The sequence below is a fragment of the Kribbella antibiotica genome, from assembly GCF_004349055.1.
GTDB lineage: Bacteria > Actinomycetota > Actinomycetes > Propionibacteriales > Kribbellaceae > Kribbella > Kribbella antibiotica.
On record NZ_SMKX01000109.1, the window covers coordinates 12,599 to 29,727 of the forward strand.

The following is a 17,129-nucleotide window of genomic DNA, read 5'->3' on the forward strand; positions in this document are numbered from 1 at the left end:
GGGCATGACGGACCGCCCACACATGTTGTACGTCGCCTGGGGGTTCCCCCCGTGCCGGGGTGGCGGTGTGTACCGGGCGCTGGCAACAGCGAACCGGTTCGCCGCGCTCGGCTGGAAGGTGACGGTGCTGACGGCCGAACGCGAGACCTTCTATCGCTTCACCGGTGCCGACGCGACCCTTGAGGACAGGGTCGACCCCTCTGTAGAGGTGGTTCGGGTGCCGTTCGACTGGCCGGTCATGGAGACCGACCTGCGCCGCTGGCCCAAGGCCCGCGCGCGCAACCCGCGACTTTGGAGCAAGTGGCGGAACAAGCAGGACCTGATCCCGTTCCCGGAGCACGGCTACGGCCCGTGGCGTTCGGTCATCGAGGAGGCGGCGGAGCGGATCCACGCCGAGAACCCGATCGACCTGACGGTCGCGACGGCGAACCCGCACGTTGCGTTCACGGCGGCGTACCACCTGCACGAGAAGGCGGGGGTGCCGTTCGTGATGGACTACCGCGACGCGTGGCTGCTCGACGTCTTCAGCGGCAACCGGCTGCACGAGCCGAACAGCCGGGCCGCGAAGTGGGAGAAGAAGCTGGTCGACGCCGCTCAAGAGGTCTGGTTCGTCAACGACCCGATCAAGGAGTGGCACGTCGAGCTCTACCCGGAGCAGGCAGCCAAGATGCACGTCGTGGCCAACGGCTTCGACCCGGAGTTGGTCCCGGACACCAACGACCGCGGTCCGGTCACCGATCGTCCGCTGACGTTCGGGTACGTCGGCACGGTGTCGCCCAAGGTCCCGCTGCAGGACTTCGTCGACGGCTGGAAGGTCGCCGTCGAGCAGTCCGAGGAGCTGGCCGGTGCGAAGGCCAAGATCCACGGCTACCTCGGGTACTACGCCGTCCCGCGACCGGACATGCTGGCAGCGATCAACTCGGGCGCCGAAGAGGGCGTCAGCTACGAAGGTCCGGTCGGTAAGGCCGAGATCGCCAAGGCGTACGACGAGTTCGACGTTCAGCTGCTGATGCTGGGCAAGGGCAAGTACGTGACCAGCGGCAAGGTCTTCGAGTACCTGGCGACCGGTCTGCCGGTCGTGTCGGTGCACGACCCGGAGAACGCGGCGTCCGACGTACTGCGCGGTCACCCGCTCTGGTTCCCGGTCACCGAGGTGACGCCGGACGGCATCGCTGCGGCGCTGATCGAGGCCGCGCACGCGGCCCGGACGGCCGACGAGGGCATCCGGCAGAAGGCGCGCGAGTTCGGCGCCGGCTACCGCCGCGACCTGATCATGGACCCGCGGATCGACGCACTCGCCGAGGTCGTCAAGAAGAAGAGCGAGGTGCACGCATGAGTCAGCAGAAGGTCGTGCTGATGAGCACCAAGCGCTTGCAGCCGGACTACTTCGACAAAATCCGCGAGGACCTCGGGGGTGGCGACGACCTGATCCTGGACGTGATCGGCTGGTTGCCGCCGATCGACCTCGTCGACGAGAAGGTCAACACGTTCACGTTGATCGGCCCGGGCCGGATGCCGACCGCCGAGGACGAGTACGACGAGTACGACGACGATGACGATTACGACGACGAGGACAGCGACGACGAGTTCGACGAGTCACCGGACGCAGTCATCGCACCGGAGGCCGTCTCGGACCCGAGCTCCGTCACCGGGCCGACGCTGACCCCGGCCGCGGCCGAGCAGCACGCCGGTGAGGGCGACCACGGTCATGGCCACGGCCACGGTCATGGCCACGGGCACCGCCCGAAGAAGCGGCCGGAGCCGATGCCCTGGGGTGCCGCTCGCGTCAAGCAGGCGGTGCGCTGGCGCTACCGGCGGGCTCGCCGGACGGCCGGCCGCGCCGCGATGAAGTTCGGCCCGGTGAAGTTCATCCGGACCTCGCGGGTCAGCAAGAACCTCAGCAAGGCGTACTGGAAGCGGGTCCAGACCCGCCCCGACGTGCGTGACTTCATCGCGCAGGCCGACGTGATCATCGCCCTGGACGCGAACGCGATCTGGGCCGGTTGGCACCTCGGGCAGGAGCGGCCGGACCGGCCGGTCGTGCTCGGTCTGCCGGCGGCTCGCCGCGAGCTGGACCAGCTCAAGGTTCCGGCAGGTCACTGAGGTCATGACCATGACGGTGTCGCGTTCGATTCGTGGCAACCTGCCGGCGCCAGTTGCCCGGACCGCGAAGGCGGTCCGGGCGCGTCTGCGTGGTCTGCGCTACTCGTACGCGACACTGCCGGTCTTCCCGCCGGCCGCCACGACCCCCGTGCGGATGCTGGTCGGACCGACCAACTCCGCCGGCCAGGGCTACCAATGGGCCCGGGCGGCCCGGACGCTCCCCGGGGTCGACGCCGTTGCGTTCGCGCTGCATCGCTCGGCGGCCTTCCGGTTCGCCGACGACTACGGCGTGCCGCAGGCCTGGTGGAATCAGTCGCGCTGGGCTCGTGCCCAGCGCGAGCACGTTGCAGGCAACTACACCCACGTCCTGGTGGAGTCCCTGCGACCACTCCTCGGGTACGGCGGCCATCCCGACGCGGCGGCGGATATCGCCGTACTGCGTGCGGCTGGGGTTGCTGTCGCACTGTTGTTCCACGGGTCCGACATCCGGCTGCCCAGCCGGCATGCGACCCGCGAGCGGTTCTCGCCGTTCGCGCACCACGATGACTTCACCGACAAGCTCGAGATCCAGGCCCGGCGGCATGCCGAGCTGATCGAGACCCTCGGCCTGCCGGTTTTCGTCTCCACCCCCGACCTGCTGATCGACGTCCCGCAGGCCCAGTGGCTACCGGTCGTCATCGACCCGGCGCCGTGGGCCGCGGCCGCCCGCCCTCTGTTCAGTGGCGAGCGTCCGGTCGTCGTGCACGTCCCGTCCAGCTCGCGGCTCAAGGGCACGGCCCGGATCGATGAGGTCCTGGGCGGCCTGCACGAGCGCGGCCTGATCGAGTACCGCCGCATCACCGGCGTGCCGCACGCAGAGATGCCGAGTGTGATCGGCGCCGCCGACATCGTTGTAGACCAGCTGTCCATCGGCCTGTACGGCGTCGCCGCGGCCGAGGCCCTCGCGGCGGGCCGGATCGTCGTCTCGTACGTCGGTTCGGACCTACGCGCAAGGGTGCGTAGTCTGGCTGGGCGAGAGGTACCGATCGTGGAGGCGGACGACGACACGCTGAGTGACGTCGTCAGCGATCTCGTCGCTGACACCGAGACCGCGGCCGCGCAGGCGGCAGCCGGGCCCGAGTTCGTGGCGGAGCTGCACGACGGTCGTCGCGCAGCCGAAGTCCTCAGCCACTGGCTGACTGTTAAGGAGACCCTGTGACCACCCGCATCGCCCCGTCGGCCGACGTCGACGAGCGCGCCCAGATCGGCGACGGTTCGTCGGTCTGGCACCTGGCCCAGGTCCGCGAGAACGCGGTGCTGGGGAAGAACTGCATCGTCGGCCGCGGCGCCTATGTCGGGACCGGGGTCCAGATGGGCGACAACTGCAAGATCCAGAACTACGCGCTGGTCTACGAGCCCGCCTCGCTGGAGGACGGCGTCTTCGTCGGTCCGGCCGTGGTGCTGACCAATGACTACTTCCCGCGCGCGGTGAACCCGGACGGTACGCCGAAGTCCGCGCACGACTGGGAGCCGATCGGCGTGACGCTGAAGGAAGGCTGCTCGCTCGGGGCGCGCAGCACCTGCGTGGCGCCCGTCACCGTGGGCCGCTGGGCGACTGTCGCCGCCGGCGCCGTGGTGGTCAAGGACGTGCTCGACTTCTCGCTGGTTGCCGGGGTTCCGGCGCGCCACCTCAAGTGGGTCGGCAAGGCCGGCGTACCGCTGCTCGCTGTCGGGGACGGCGAGTGGAAATGCCCGAACACGGGCGAGCTCTACATCGAAACCGACGGACGGCTGCGGCCGGCCGATGAAGCACAGGAGGAGAACTGATGGTGCAGCCGATTCCGGCCGCGAAGCCGATCATCGGGAAGGAGGAGCGCGAGGCTGTCGACCGTGTCATGCAGTCCGGCATGCTCGCCCAGGGTCCTGAGGTGGCGGCGTTCGAGCAGGAGTTCGGCGCAGCGCTGGTCTCCGGCCGGGCGTGCGTCGCGACCAACTCCGGCACCTCGGGCCTGCACCTGGGCCTGCTGGCCGCGGGTGTCGGGCCGGGTGACGAGGTCATCGTCCCGTCCTTCACCTTCGCCGCGACCGCGAACAGCGTCGCGCTGACCGGTGCGACCCCGGTCTTCGTCGACATCGAGCCGACGTACTTCTGCCTGGACCCGGCCGCTGTCGAGGCCGCGATCACCGAGAAGACCAAGGCCGTCATGCCGGTGCACCTGTTCGGTCACCCGGCCAACATGACTGCGCTGCAGGCCATTGCCGACAAGCACGGCATTGCGATCTACGAGGACGCGGCCCAGGCTCACGGCGCGACCTGGAACGGTGCCCCGGTCGGCTCGTTCGGTGACTTCGCGATGTTCAGCCTGTACCCGACCAAGAACATGACGTCCGGTGAGGGCGGCATGAACTCGGTCGCGAACGAGCACCTCGAGCGCCAGATGCGGCTCTACCGCAACCAGGGCATGCTCAAGCAGTACGAGAACGAGGTCGTCGGCCTGAACAACCGGATGACCGACCTGCACGCCGCGATCGGTCGCGTGCAGCTGACCAAGGTCGGCGGCTGGACCAAGCAGCGGCAGGAGAACGCGGCCTTCCTGGACGCGAACCTCGCCGGTGTCGGTCTCCCCGCGGTGGCCGACGAGGCCAGCCACGTCTACCACCAGTACACGATCCGCGTCACCGAGGACCGGGACGGTTTCGCGAACACCCTGCGGACCGAGTACGGCGTCGGCTGCGGCGTGTACTACCCGATCCCGAACCACCGCCTCCCGTCGTTTAAGCGTGAGCTGGAGCTGCCGGAGACCGAGAAGGCCGCGGCCGAGGTGCTCTCGCTGCCGGTCCACCCCTCGCTGTCCGAGGACGACCTGAACCGGATCGTGGCCGCGGTGAACACCGTGGCGAAGGCTGGTGCGTGAGATGCCGAACCTGAAGGCGGGCCTGATCGGCCTCGGCATGATGGGGCGTCACCACGCCCGCGTGCTGGCTTCCCTGGACGGCGTCGACCTGGTCGCCGTCGCGGACCCGGGCGGTGACAAGTTCGGTGTCGCCGGCGGTCGTCCGGTGCACGAGAACATCGAGCAATTGATTGCCGAAGGCATCGACTACTGCATGGTCGCGGTGCCGACCCAGTACCACGCCGAGATCGCCAAGGCGCTGGCCGAGGCCGGCGTGCACGCGATGATCGAGAAGCCGCTGGCCGGTTCGTCGGCCGAGGCGACCGAGATCGCCAAGGCGTTCGAGACCGCCGGCCTGGTCGGCGCGGTCGGTCACATCGAGCGGTACAACCCGGCGCTGCAGGCGCTGCGGGTCCGCCTCGAGGCCGGCGAGCTGGGCGACATCTACCAGATCACCACGCGTCGGCAGGGCCCGTTCCCGGCCCGCATCGCCGACGTCGGCGTCGTACTGGACCTGGCGACGCACGACATCGACCTGACCGCGTGGGTGACCCAGTCCCCGTTCGTCACCGTGGCTGCGCAGAGCGCGCACAAGAGCGGCCGGCAGTACGAGGACCTGATCGCCGTCACCGGCAAGCTGGCCGACGGCACCGTCACCAGCCACCTGGTCAACTGGCTGTCCCCGATGAAGGAGCGGCTCACCGTTGTCACCGGTGAGAAGGGCGCTTTCATCGCCGACACCCTGACCGCCGACCTGACCTTCCACGCCAACGGCACGGTTGCCACCGCGTGGGACGACGTCGCGCACTTCCGTGGTGTCAGCGAGGGCGACATGGTCCGCTACGCGATCAGCAAGCCGGAGCCGCTGCGCACCGAGCACGAGGCCTTCCGCGACGCCGTTCTGGGCAAGGAAGCCGACATCGTCACGCTGGAGCAGGGTCTGCGGACCGTTGCGGTCGCCGAGGCTGTCATCCAGTCGGCCGCCGAGGATCGCACCATCAAGGTCGCCGGCGTATGAAGGTCCTGAGCGTTGTCGGGGCGCGGCCCCAGTTCGTGAAGCTCGCCCCGATCGCCGAGGCGTTCGCGGCGACCGACCACGAGCACGTGATCGTGCACACCGGTCAGCACTACGACAAGAACATGTCCGACGTGTTCTTCGCCGACCTGAAGATCCCGGCGCCGGATGTCCACCTGGGCATCGGTTCCGGCAGCCACGGCGTGCAGACCGGCGCGATGCTGTCCGCGATGGACGCCGTACTGGATGAGCACCGGCCGGACTGGGTGCTCGTCTACGGCGACACCAACTCGACGCTGGCCGGCGCGTTGTCGGCAGTGAAGATGCACCTCCCGGTCGCGCACCTCGAGGCCGGTCTGCGGTCGTTCAACCGGCGGATGCCGGAGGAGCACAACCGCGTGCTGACCGACCACGCGTCGGACATCCTGCTCGCCCCGACCCAGGTGGCGATGGATCACCTGGCGAACGAGGGCCTGAAGGACAAGTCGCGGCTCGTCGGCGACGTCATGACCGACGTCTGCTTCCGGGTCCGGGACGCCGTCAAGGACCAGCCGCTCGACCTGCCGTTCAAGCAGGGTGAGTACTTGGTCGCGACGATTCACCGGCCCGACAACACCGACGACCCGGAGCACTTGGCCGGCATCATCGAGGGCCTGGCAGGAGTCGGGCGCCCGGTGGTTCTGCTGGCGCACCCGCGTCTGGTCGCCAAGTGCGCGGAGCACGGCATCAAGCTGGAGCGTCCGGACGGTTCGCTGCACGTCCGCGAGCCGCTGGCCTACCCGGAGATGGTTCAGGCCGTCATCGGTTCGGCCGGTGTCGTCACCGACTCCGGTGGTCTGCAGAAGGAGGCCTTCCTGCTCGGCCGCGTCTGCACCACGCTGCGCCCCGAGACCGAGTGGGTCGAGACCGTCGAGTCCGGCTGGAACGTGCTGACCATGGACGTCAGCAAGCTGCCCGAGCTTGCGGCCCGGACGGCGCCGACCGGCGAACGCCCGATGCCGTACGGCGACGGTCACGCGGCCGGTCGCGTGGTCGCCACGCTCGCCGAGTAGAACATGTCGATGGCTGCCGAGGACGTGGTGCAGCCGCCCGCCCAGGAGGTTTCTGGGCCGGCGGCGGCCTCGCCCTCGGCAGTTGCACGTCTTGAGTCGCTCACCGGCTTGCGCTGGTGGGCGGCATTCTTCGTCTTCACCCACCACATGGGCAACCTGGCCCCGCTGCCGATCCGCGAGTTCCTGAAGCTCGGCACCTCCGGGGTGACGTTCTTCTTCGTCCTCTCGGGTTTCGTCCTCACCTGGTCGACCCGGCCGGGGACGAAGGCGGGCACGTTCTACCGCCGTCGGTTCGCCCGGATCGTCCCGGCCCACGTGGTCGCGCTGATCCCGGCGCTGGTCGTGTTCTACCGGTTCGATCCGCCGGACAACATGTTCTGGATCAAGCCGGTCTCGATGACCGCGATCGTGCTTTCGCTGTTCCTGCTGAACGGCTGGTCGAACAACCCCGACATCCTGTACGGCGGGAATCCGGCGTCCTGGACGTTGTCGATCGAAGCGTTCTTCTACGCGTTCTTCCCGTTCCTGCATCGGATCACCAGCAAGCTCAAGATCGTCGGAGCGCTCGTCCTCGCGGCGGCCGCGGTCGCGATCGCCTGCGGATACCGGCTCACGCAGTACCACTGGGCTGAGCTGCCGGCACTGCCGCCGCCGTTGCTGCACACCGTTGCGTTCCTGGTCGGCATCGCGATTGCGATCGCGTTGCGCTCCGGCTGGACCACGCGGCTGCCGGCCTGGCTCGGCTACCTGGCTGTCGGCGGCGGTCTACTCGTCCTCGCCTATACCCTCCGGCACCCGGGCAAGGTGCCGTTCGGAACCGAGATCAGCCTGCTGCAGAAGGAGATTCTCACCCTCCTCTACGGCTTCCTGATCCTGGTCGTCGCTGCCCGGGACCTGCGCGGTGGCCGGTCCCTTCTCCGGAGCAAGCCACTGGTCGCGCTCGGCCAGTGGTCGTACTCCTTCTATCTGGTGCATGCCACCGTGCTGTACGGGATCAGAGAACTCCATGGAAGCAGCGAGCCTGTTTCGTGGTTGAACCTGACCTGGTACGCCGGTGTCGGCGCCGTATCGATCCTTGCCTCGTGGCTGCTCTACAAGTTCGTCGAGCACCCGCTGGAACTCAAGCTACGAGGCTCCCGTTGAAGAATCACTATCTAGTGGAGTCAGAGTGCGCGTCAGTGTAATTGCCTTGGGCAAGATCGGTCTGCCGTTGGCGGTCCAGTTCGCCTCGAAGGGGCACCAGGTCGTCGGTGTCGACATCAACGAGAAGTTCGTCGAGCTGGTGAACGCCGGCCAGGAGCCGTTCCCGGGTGAGGACCACCTGCAGGAGCTGCTCGCCGAGACCGTGGCCGACGGCCGCCTGCGGGCGACCACCGACTACGCCGACGCCATCCCGAACAGCGACGCCGTCGTCATCGTGGTGCCGCTGTTCGTCGACGAGAAGACCGGCGAGCCGGAGTTCGGCTGGATGGAGAACGCGACGCGTTCGCTGGCCGAGCACCTCACCCCGGGCACCCTGGTCTCCTACGAGACCACGCTGCCGGTCGGCACCACCCGCAACCGGTGGAAGCCGATGCTGGAGGAGATCTCCGGCCTGACCGAGGGCACCGACTTCCACCTGGTGTTCTCCCCGGAGCGCGTCCTGACCGGCCGCGTCTTCGCGGACCTGCGCAAGTACCCGAAGCTGATCGGCGGCCTGTCCGACGAGGGCGCCAAGCGCGCCACCGAGTTCTACGAGGCCGTGCTGGACTTCGATGACCGCCCGGATCTCGAGCGTGGCAACGGTGTCTGGGACCTCGGTTCGGCCGAGGCGTCCGAGCTGGCGAAGCTGGCTGAGACCACCTACCGCGACGTGAACATCGGCCTGGCGAACCAGTTCGCCCGGTTCGCCGGCCAGAACGGCATCGACATCACCCAGGTGATCGACGCGTCGAACTCGCAGCCCTACAGCCACATCCACCGCCCGGGCATCGCCGTCGGCGGCCACTGCATCCCGGTCTACCCGCGGCTCTACCTGTACACCGACCCGGACGCGACCGTCGTCCGCGCCGCCCGCGAAGCGAACGCCGCGATGCCGGACTACACCATCGGCCTGCTCGAGGGCGCGTACGGCGACCTCAAGGGCGCGAAGGTCGTCGTCCTCGGTGCGTCGTACCGCGGTGGCGTCAAGGAGACCGCGTTCTCCGGCGTCTTCCCGGCCGTCGACGCGCTCAAGGGCCGTGGCGCCGAGGTCTTCGTGCACGACCCGATGTACACCGACGAGGAGCTCACCAAGCTCGGCTTCACGCCGTTCGCGCTGGGCACGCCGGTGGACGCGGCCGTGCTGCAGGCCGACCACGCCGAGTACGCCGAGCTGTCGCCGGCCGACCTGCCTGGTGTCACGGTGCTCGTGGACGGTCGCGACAAGACCGACGCCGCCAAGTGGGCCGGCGTCCGTCGGATCGTGATCGGAAGGTCCGTCCGGCAGTGACCCAGCCCGACCTGCGGGTGGTGCTGCTCGTCAGCACCGCCCACGAGGGGGCAGCAGTACTCGCCGAGGCCGGAACGCAGGTGACTGTGCTCCGGCCTTCGGCCACCAGGGAGTCGTCGAAGCAGTTGGTCGACGGCGCTCTGGTTGTTGGCGTCCCCCTCCGGGAGCCGCAGGTCGGTGACCGGCACAAGGCCGCCCTGATCGAGCTCAAGGCCGACATCGCGCACCGCCGGATCGGCCGCGTCGAGCAATTGCTTCGACGCGCCTGGTTGAAGGTGCTGAAGTTCGACCGGCGGCTGGGTGCTTCGAAGGAGCAGGAGCTGGAGCTCACCTTCGGTGGGCTGATCGACCGCCTGCGGCCGGACGTCGTGTACGCACAGGATGCTGCGATGCTTGCCGTCGCCACCCGTGCCGCCGACCGCGCGAAGCTGCAGAAGCGAGCGTTGGGCGTCGTCCGCTACGAAGCAGGCACGGACCAGGCGAAGGTCGCACCTACGCGCAGCCGGACGCACGAGCGGCGGTTGCTGATCGGTCCGGTGAACAGTGCTGGCCAGGCGTGGCTATGGGCGAACGCTCTGGAGCACGCGGTGCCAGGGCTGGCCGCAGAGGCGCTCAGCACGACTGGTGCGCGCTATGCGTTCGCTGCGCATCGCACTGCGACAGACGAGCAGTACAAGTCGGATCTGCGCTGGCAGTTCGACCTGACGGCGTACGTGTTGGCGCAGGTTAGCCATGTGCTGTTTGAGGCCGGTAGGCCGCTGTTCGGGCAGCGCCCGGGGCAGCTGTGGACCAGCGACGTGCCAACGCTGGAGAGAGCAGGCATCAAGCACGGTGTGATTTTCCATGGCTCGGAAATTCGCGATCCGGCCAAGCACCGCGAGCTTTTCGCCCACTCGCCGTTCCAGAACGCCGATGACGACTTCACCAGGCGACTGCAGGCTGCTAACGAGGCGCTGCGGCGACACCTGGCGTCGTACGAGGGGCCTGTGTTCGTGACGACGCCGGACCTGCTCGAGTTCGTCGACAACGGCACCTGGCTGCCGCTCACGGTCGATGTGGACGCTCTGGCGACGGATCTGCCGGTGATGGAGCGTGAGGTGCCAGTGGTGCTGCATGCGCCGTCCAGCGGCGCTCTCAAGGGTTCTGCGTACGTCGACCCGGTGCTGACCGATCTGGACGCCCGCGGGCTGATCGAGTACCAGCGGGTCGAGGGCGTGCGGCATGCCGAGCTGGCTGAGCTGGTGAAGAACGCCGACATCGTGGTCGACCAGCTCATGCTCGGCTCGTACGGCGTACTGGCGTGTGAGGCGATGGCGGCCGGCCGAGTCACTGTCGGTCATATCGCCGACCGCGTCCGGGCTTTGTTGCCGACCGAACTGCCGATCGCGGAGGCCACTCCGGGCGATCTCGGCGCGGTGATCGAGCGTCTGGTCAGTGAGCGCGAAGCGTCGCGGAAGCTGGCCGATGGTGGTGCTGCTTACGTTCGGGAGCTGCACGATGGACGCAGAGCAGTCGAAGCGCTGCTACCTTTCCTCGGTGGCAGGTGACATGCGGGTATTGATGATTGCGCAGTCTCCGATCGCCGGGGACTCGCGAATCCTTCGCGAGGCAACCGCGCTGGCGGATGCTGGGCACACGATTCACATCATCGGGCGAGACGTTCCCGAGGGCTTCGAGATCGGTCCGGGCATCTCGGTCGAGTCGGTCTCGCGCTCCTCCGGGCTGCGCGCCGGTGGTGGCGGGCTGTCGGTCGGGCACGGCAGTCGTGGGCCGAAGGTGCTGGCCAAGCGCTTCGGGCGTTGGCTGCTGCTCCCTGAGCACCGGCTGCGCACCGAGAAGCAGTGGCGGCTCACGGCGGCGCCTCGGGTGGCCGAGGCCGGTCCGTTCGACGTCGTCCACGCTCATGACTTCAACACGTTGGAGCTGGCAGCGGAGTACGCCGACAAGTGGCAGGCGAGGCTGGTTTACGACAGCCACGAGCTGTGGTTCGACCGCGCGCTGCCAGGCCGGCCGACGCCGTTCTGGCGCGCTCGCGGCCGCAAGTTCGAGGCTGAGCTCGCTGCGAAGGCACGCGTCGTCTTCACCGTCTCCGACGGCATTGCCGTGCGGTTGCGGGACCGCGGCCTCGCCGACGTCCGCGTCATCCGCAACACCTTCCCGAAGCCCGACTTCATCCCTCAGCCGCTGGAGCGCCCCGAGGGACTCCTGTACGCCGGTCGTGTCGGCGCAGGTCGCGACCTGCCGACCGTGGTCGGCGCGGCTCGTCAGCTGGCGCCGTTCCGCACGGTGTTGATGGGGTCGGTGGATCCCAACTATCGCTTGGATCTGGGCACGGTCGAGGTCGTCGCGGAACGGTCGATCGACGAGGTGGACGAGACCCTGCGGTCGTACGGGATCTCGCTGGTCACGCTGACCAACACCTGCGAGAACCACCGCCTCGCGCTGCCGAACAAGCTCTTCCACGCCGTCAGAGCCGGCGTACCGGTTGTTGCTGCTGACCTGCCGGAGCTGCGTGCGGTCGTGTCGGGGCACAACCTCGGAACGCTTTACACGCCTGGCGATCCCGCGTCGCTGGCGGCCGCCGTACGGGCGTTGATCGAGAACTACTCCGTCTACACCGCCGGCATTCGCGAGGCAGCGGACGAGCTCAACTGGGAACACGACTCCGAAGTTCTCGTGAAGGCGTATTCGGAGCTGTAAACAGTGAGGCCCCGGCTCGAAAGCCGGGGCCTCGTCAGTCTCAGCGGGAAGCTTCGACCATCTGCTGCATCAGCTTGACCGGGTCCTTCTCAGGCTCCGGCTGGGCCAGGTCACTGGCCACGACACGTGCCTGCGGGGCTCCGGCGGTCGCCAGCGACTGGGTGTAGCCGGTGAGCGGGAGGGTCAGGAACGAGTGCGTCGGGTCCAGCTTGAGAGTTGCGCCCGCGAACGGGATCGAGGGGTTGTCCGGCTCGACCGTCAGCACGAGGCCGAGGCGGTGCCCGGCAGCGAAGACGATGTCGTCGGCGTTCAGCTCGAAGGTCAGGTCGTACCACTTACCCGACTTCAGCGACTCCTTGCGGTTCAGTGACTTGTAGTGCCCGACATCGGCCAGCGTCCGGACGACGACGGCAGCGTCGGAGACCGCACTGTTGACCTTTGTCTTGTTGTAGCAACCGGTGTCGAGCGCGTTACCGCCACCCCAGCAGGTCGGGGTGTTCGGAATGCTCGTCACGTTGGTGTAGCGGGTCGCCGTACCGTAGTCGACGATCCGGGCCTTGATGCCGGCCGCGGCGCGGTTCGACTGCACCCGGACGGTCACCTTGCCGGTACCGCTGATCCGGACGGCCTTGTCGAGGGTGTCGCTGAGGAACACGGCCCGATCGGTCTTCGGCGTGGTCGGATCCAGTACGACGGAGTCCAGCGACTCGTCGGCGGTTCCGGTGAAGCTGATCGGGTCACCCGAGGCGGCCGCGATCGAGAGGCCACCGGCCTTGGCGTTCTTGGCCTTGCCGAGGTTCAGCTTGGTCTGCTTGACCCCGGCCGCCGGCCACTTGGCCTCGGTCGTGTAGCTGCCGTCCTCACGCATGATGGTCGCCTGCGGCGCCTTCATGATGCCGTTCTGCAGACCTTGCAGCCAGTAGTCGAACCACGGGTGTAGCTGGTCGACGTACGCGTCCCGGAAGCTGAACCCGTCCAGGTGCACGCCCTGGTGCAGGAAGATCTTCCGCGGCACGTTGCGCTTGGCGATCTCTTCCCACCACTCACCGAACTGGCGGGTCTTCACGTTCTCGTCGTCCAGACCGTGGATCGCGAAGACGGATGCGCGGACCTTGCTCGCGTCGAGCCGGTAGTTCCGCGGGTCCCAGAACTTGCTGTAGCTGCCGGTCCGAGTGTCGGAGTCCTGCTCGACCTCGTCGGTCAGCGCGACACAGCGCGGGGTCTTGTCGTTGCTGACGTAGTCGTACAGGAACTCCATGTACGCGTCGTAGAACGGCACCCCGAAGCTGCGGGTGTAGTCGTACCAGCTGGAGATCGCGGCGATCGGGACGATCGTCTCGAGACCACGCACGCCGGTGCTGGCCACGGAATTCGCGATCGTTCCGTTCCACGACGTACCGATCATTCCGGCCTTGCCGGTCGACCAGTCTGCCTTGGCCTTGCTGCCGTCCGGGTTGTAGCCCGGAACGCGCTGGTTCAGCCAGTCGATGACGGCCTTGGTGCCGAGCACCTCGAAGTCGCCGCCGACGTCGGTACAGCCGGTGGAACGGTTCGTCCCCGGCATGTCGACGAACGCGACGGCGTACCCGCGCGGCACGAAGTAGTTGTCCAGCCAGGTGCCGTAGACCTGCCGGACGCCGTTGGCATCGAAGTAGTTCGCCGGGTCACCGGCGTAGTACGGCGAGGCTTGGATGATGACCGGTACGTCGATCCCGGCCGCCGCAGCCTCACTCGGACGAATGATGTCCACCGTGACCTGGTCGGTCTTGCCGTTCTCGTCGTTGTCCGTGTTCGGTACGTCGACGGCGATCCGCTCGTGGATCGCCTTGCCGTAGTCGTACGCCGCGACCGTCTGCGTCCCCTGGACGAACGGCTTGGCCTGCGGCTTGGCGGCGTCTGCAGTCGGCTGGGCCGACGCAGACCAGGTGGCGGCCGGAATCAACGCGGCCGCAGCAAGCAGGATCGTTCCGGTCCGGAACGGAGTTCTGCGCATGCGTGTCTCTCCCCTTTGGGCGGTGGGCAAAGCACGACGGCCCTCCCTCGAAGGGCCGTGGTATTGGTCTGCACCTTAAGCACAAATGACCATCGTTGTCAGTACAGATTTCGTCTCAGTCGATCACCGTGGGGCAGGTCAGGGGTAAACCCGCTCAGACCACGAGATGCAGCTGGATCGGGGCGACCCCGATCTCGAGCCGCTGGCCCCAACTGAGAGTGAGGGTGTCGGACTCCATCCCGTCCCCGAAGACGACCAGGTCGGATTCGGCGGTGATCGTCAGGGTGTCCGGTGCCTTCAGCAGACCTTCGGTGTTCTCGGTCCCGGTCGACGGCGAAGGCCAGGCCTCCCGGACGAACCAGCACAGGGCTGGGTCGATCGGGCCTGGAAGTGCGAGCGGGCTGTGCCGCTCCTGCCAGGCTGAGCGGCACCAGCCGGTCGAACCCGTTCCGGTGCCGACCAGGATCCCGGACGACGACTGTCGCTCCGCGCCGAGCCGGTACCGCGCGGATTGGTGGGTGCGGTGGCCGACGTACACCTCGTTGAGGGCGATCAGGTGCTGCCCGTCATCGGTCGTCGCCGCGACCATCGTCCGCGCGGCAATCCGCCGTACGGCGAGGAGGTCGGCGATGGCGGCCGGTTCGTGGGGGACGAGCACACCGGGGTTGCGGCCCGGCTCGGGGTTGATGCCGATGACCGGTTGGCTGTCGAGGTATTTGGCCACGTTGGCCACCAATCCGTCCTGCCCGACCGCGATCACGATGTCTTCCGGCCCGAACACGAACCGGTCGAGGTCGTTGCGCTCAGCAACGGTACGGCGCCAGTCCAGCGGAATGGCCGCGGACACCGTGGCGAGCGCGTCCTGCTGGGCCTGGTGCCGCGCGTCCAGCTCGGCCAGGTCCCGCCCGCGGCCGGCCAGGAAGAAGCCGGCCTGCTGGCGAGTCCCGTGATGGCCGATCAGCTCACTGAGCTCGGTCGCCCGATGCACGATCACCGCCCGCGGCGGAAGGCTCATGCCGCACCCCCGGAAAGCAGCCACCGGAAGATCCCCAACACCCGCCCACGACCAGCCACAACCTCCACCGGCCGCACGCAGCTCACCGCCTCGGGTCGCCGCCCGCCCGTCCGGGAGGCGAGCACCCCCGTGCCCCGCCTCCCGATGGTCGCGCCGCTCGCCCTGGTGAGCACCCCCGAGCCCGCGCCGCCCGTCCGGGAGGCGCGGACCCCTCCGCCCCGCCTCCCTGTGGTCGGCATGCGGGTGGTGCTCATGAGGCTTGCCCGGCGAGCTTGGCGAGGAGCGGGGTGAGGAGGTCGGGGGTGAGGTTGAGGGTGCCGATCTCAGGCAGAGCGCCGTCCTTCACGGCCAGGGCGAGGATCGTCGCCTGGTCGAGCCCGGCGTACGCCTCAAGCAGTGCCTTCTCCGCCGATGCTTCGGCTGAACCGATGACGCGCTTGGCGTCTGCCTCGGCCTCGGCGAGAGCGCGCTGGCGACCGGCCTGAGCTTGCGTCTCGATCTGCCCGGCGGCCGCGGCCTCGGTGGCGCGCATGCGTTCGTTCTGGCCGCGCTGGTTGACCAACTGCTCCTCGCGACGGGCGAGCTCGATCTGGTTCTGCAGCTCGTTCTCCGCGATCGAGCGCTCCCGCTCAACCGCCATCGCGCGTCGTTCGTACGTCGCCTTGTCCGCCGCCTGCTGGACCATCTCGCGGGTGGGAGTCTGCAGTGCCTTCTCCACATCCCGCTCAGCCCGTACGGCGACCACGCGCACATCCTCGACGCCGATCCCGAGCCCGGTCAGCCGCTGATCTTCCCGCAGCCCGGTCCCGCAGGCTCGGCGCAGCTCGGTCATGCCCTCGGACAGTGCCTCGGTCAAGGTCATCCGGGCGAGCAGGTCGAGTGCGGTCTGCTGCGCGAGCTCGGTCAGCAATCCGCCGAGCTGCTCAAGTGGCGTGGCCCGCCACATCCCTGTGTCGGGGTCGATCCCGAAGTCCAGTCGCGTCGCGGCCAGCCCCGGATCGACCACCCGGTACGTGACGGTCGCCTGCACTGCCACGTCCTGGAAGTCCTGCGTCCGACCGTGAAACAGCAGTGGCTGCTCACGGTCGTCGATCGGAATCTCGCTCAGCGAGGAGTTCAGCGCCCGGAACCAGAACGCCTGCCCGGCGCCGTCGTGCGCGACCTTCCCGTTGCGCAGGTGCCGCACGTGGGTGGTCGGGTTGGCCCGCAGGTGACTGATGAAGCGGAACCGCGTGATGTCTGCCATGTCTCTCCCTTGTCGTCATGTTGACGATAAGGGCTGACGTGACTTCTCGTCAAGGTGACGATTAGAGTGGCCGACATGGACTTCGTGCCGCTGGGACTGGCCACCGACCTGGTGATCCTGACCGTCCGCGACAGCGCCCTCCAAGTGCTGCTCATCCGCCGCGGCATCGCGCCGTACCGGGGTCGGTGGGCGCTCCCCGGCGGATTCGTGCGCGAGGACGAAGACCTCGAGCAGACCGCCCGCCGCGAGCTGACCGAAGAGACCGGCCTGGCCGCCGACCGCATCCACCTGGAGCAAGTAGCGACGTACGGCGCTCCTCGCCGTGACCCCCGCGGTCGCGTGGTCAGCGTCGCCTACCTCGCCCTGGTCCCCGACCTTCCCGTCCCGGTCGCCGGCACCGACGCCGAATCCGCCTGCTGGGTCCCCGCGGTGGATCTACTCGCCGACCCCACCCACCTGGCCTTCGACCACCACCAGATCCTCACCGACGCCGTCGAACGAGCCCGAGCCAAACTCGAATACTCGCCCCTCGCCGCAGCGTTCTGTCCCGATGAATTCACCATCTCCGAACTCCGCACCATCTACGAAGCCGTCTGGGGCATCCCCCTGGACCCTCGGAACTTCCACCGCAAAGTCACCAAAACCCCCGACTTCGTAGCCCC

15 protein-coding genes are annotated in these 17,129 nt (G+C 68.2%); 12 read left to right on the top strand and 3 right to left on the bottom strand.

What is annotated here, in order from left to right; genetic code table 11:
- The first annotated feature begins 4 nt into the window (after window positions 1–4).
- Genes E1263_RS29390 through E1263_RS29440 form a run of 11 tightly spaced genes read left to right on the top strand, consistent with a single transcriptional unit; the run spans window position 5 to window position 12,213 of the window.
- The gene (locus E1263_RS29390) at window positions 5–1,336 is read left to right on the top strand and encodes a glycosyltransferase (RefSeq protein WP_238161629.1); all 1,332 of its coding nucleotides are present in this window, start codon (window positions 5–7) and stop codon (window positions 1,334–1,336) included.
- Window positions 1,333–2,103 (top strand): hypothetical protein, encoded by a 771-nt coding sequence (locus tag E1263_RS29395; RefSeq protein ID WP_132173201.1) that lies wholly within the window; start codon window positions 1,333–1,335, stop codon window positions 2,101–2,103. The genes E1263_RS29390 and E1263_RS29395 overlap by 4 nt, the downstream gene beginning before the upstream one ends.
- A gap of 10 nt (window positions 2,104–2,113) precedes the next feature.
- Window positions 2,114–3,301 carry a hypothetical protein gene (locus E1263_RS29400; protein WP_132173203.1) on the top strand — a complete coding sequence of 396 codons (1,188 nt, stop codon included), beginning with the start codon at window positions 2,114–2,116 and terminating at the stop codon, window positions 3,299–3,301.
- On the top strand, window positions 3,298–3,909 hold the full coding sequence (locus tag E1263_RS29405; protein WP_132173205.1) for an N-acetyltransferase: 612 nt from the start codon (window positions 3,298–3,300) through the stop codon (window positions 3,907–3,909). Before E1263_RS29400 ends, E1263_RS29405 begins: the two co-directional genes overlap by 4 nt.
- Complete coding sequence (locus E1263_RS29410; protein ID WP_132173207.1) at window positions 3,906–4,997, top strand: DegT/DnrJ/EryC1/StrS family aminotransferase; 1,092 nt, start codon at window positions 3,906–3,908, stop codon at window positions 4,995–4,997. The genes E1263_RS29405 and E1263_RS29410 overlap by 4 nt, the downstream gene beginning before the upstream one ends.
- 1 nt (window position 4,998) lies before the next feature.
- Entirely contained in the window at window positions 4,999–5,994 is a 996-nt protein-coding gene (locus tag E1263_RS29415) for a Gfo/Idh/MocA family protein (protein ID WP_132173209.1), read from the top strand.
- Complete coding sequence (gene wecB, locus E1263_RS29420) at window positions 5,991–7,043, top strand: non-hydrolyzing UDP-N-acetylglucosamine 2-epimerase (RefSeq protein ID WP_132173211.1); 1,053 nt, start codon at window positions 5,991–5,993, stop codon at window positions 7,041–7,043. The genes E1263_RS29415 and wecB overlap by 4 nt, the downstream gene beginning before the upstream one ends.
- Window positions 7,044–7,052: 9 nt before the next feature.
- Window positions 7,053–8,186, top strand: a complete 1,134-nt coding sequence (locus E1263_RS29425) for an acyltransferase family protein (RefSeq protein ID WP_165956785.1) — start codon at window positions 7,053–7,055, stop codon at window positions 8,184–8,186.
- 25 nt (window positions 8,187–8,211) lie between these two features.
- Window positions 8,212–9,513, top strand: coding sequence for a nucleotide sugar dehydrogenase (locus tag E1263_RS29430; RefSeq protein ID WP_132173215.1), 1,302 nt, complete (start codon window positions 8,212–8,214; stop codon window positions 9,511–9,513).
- A complete protein-coding gene (locus tag E1263_RS29435) occupies window positions 9,510–11,060 on the top strand; it encodes a glycosyltransferase family 1 protein (RefSeq protein WP_132173217.1) in 1,551 nt (516 codons plus the stop codon). Before E1263_RS29430 ends, E1263_RS29435 begins: the two co-directional genes overlap by 4 nt.
- A gap of 1 nt (window position 11,061) precedes the next feature.
- Window positions 11,062–12,213, top strand: coding sequence for a glycosyltransferase (locus tag E1263_RS29440; RefSeq protein WP_165956786.1), 1,152 nt, complete (start codon window positions 11,062–11,064; stop codon window positions 12,211–12,213).
- Between the two features lie 40 nt (window positions 12,214–12,253).
- Here the strand turns inward: E1263_RS29440 and E1263_RS29445 are convergent, their stop codons facing one another.
- The 3 genes from E1263_RS29445 to E1263_RS29455 all read right to left on the bottom strand — a co-directional run bounded on the left by E1263_RS29445 (window position 12,254) and on the right by E1263_RS29455 (window position 16,467).
- Entirely contained in the window at window positions 12,254–14,206 is a 1,953-nt protein-coding gene (locus E1263_RS29445; protein ID WP_132173221.1) for a CocE/NonD family hydrolase, read from the bottom strand.
- 154 nt (window positions 14,207–14,360) lie between these two features.
- Window positions 14,361–15,221, bottom strand: a complete 861-nt coding sequence (locus tag E1263_RS29450; RefSeq protein ID WP_132173223.1) for a diacylglycerol kinase catalytic domain-containing protein — start codon at window positions 15,219–15,221, stop codon at window positions 14,361–14,363.
- A 250-nt stretch (window positions 15,222–15,471) separates the two neighbouring features.
- Window positions 15,472–16,467 (bottom strand): SPFH domain-containing protein, encoded by a 996-nt coding sequence (locus E1263_RS29455; protein WP_132173225.1) that lies wholly within the window; start codon window positions 16,465–16,467, stop codon window positions 15,472–15,474.
- Between the two features lie 75 nt (window positions 16,468–16,542).
- Here E1263_RS29455 and E1263_RS29460 point away from each other — a divergent pair.
- Window positions 16,543–17,129, top strand: a 587-nt coding sequence (locus E1263_RS29460) for an NUDIX hydrolase (RefSeq protein ID WP_132173227.1), incomplete at its 3' end; no start/stop codon positions are given.

Excerpts from the sequence above, each read along its gene's own strand:
- E1263_RS29455 (WP_132173225.1), bottom strand. The coding sequence starts at position 16,467 with ATGGCAGACATCACGCGGTTCCGCTTCATCAGTCACCTGCGGGCCAAC.
- E1263_RS29390 (WP_238161629.1), top strand. The coding sequence starts at position 5 with ATGACGGACCGCCCACACATGTTGTACGTCGCCTGGGGGTTCCCCCCG.
- E1263_RS29400 (WP_132173203.1), top strand. The coding sequence starts at position 2,114 with ATGACGGTGTCGCGTTCGATTCGTGGCAACCTGCCGGCGCCAGTTGCC.
- E1263_RS29395 (WP_132173201.1), top strand. The coding sequence starts at position 1,333 with ATGAGTCAGCAGAAGGTCGTGCTGATGAGCACCAAGCGCTTGCAGCCG.
- E1263_RS29450 (WP_132173223.1), bottom strand. The coding sequence starts at position 15,221 with ATGAGCCTTCCGCCGCGGGCGGTGATCGTGCATCGGGCGACCGAGCTC.
- E1263_RS29440 (WP_165956786.1), top strand. The coding sequence starts at position 11,062 with ATGCGGGTATTGATGATTGCGCAGTCTCCGATCGCCGGGGACTCGCGA.
- wecB (WP_132173211.1), top strand. The coding sequence starts at position 5,991 with ATGAAGGTCCTGAGCGTTGTCGGGGCGCGGCCCCAGTTCGTGAAGCTC.
- E1263_RS29425 (WP_165956785.1), top strand. The coding sequence starts at position 7,053 with ATGGCTGCCGAGGACGTGGTGCAGCCGCCCGCCCAGGAGGTTTCTGGG.
- E1263_RS29445 (WP_132173221.1), bottom strand. The coding sequence starts at position 14,206 with ATGCGCAGAACTCCGTTCCGGACCGGAACGATCCTGCTTGCTGCGGCC.
- E1263_RS29415 (WP_132173209.1), top strand. The coding sequence starts at position 4,999 with ATGCCGAACCTGAAGGCGGGCCTGATCGGCCTCGGCATGATGGGGCGT.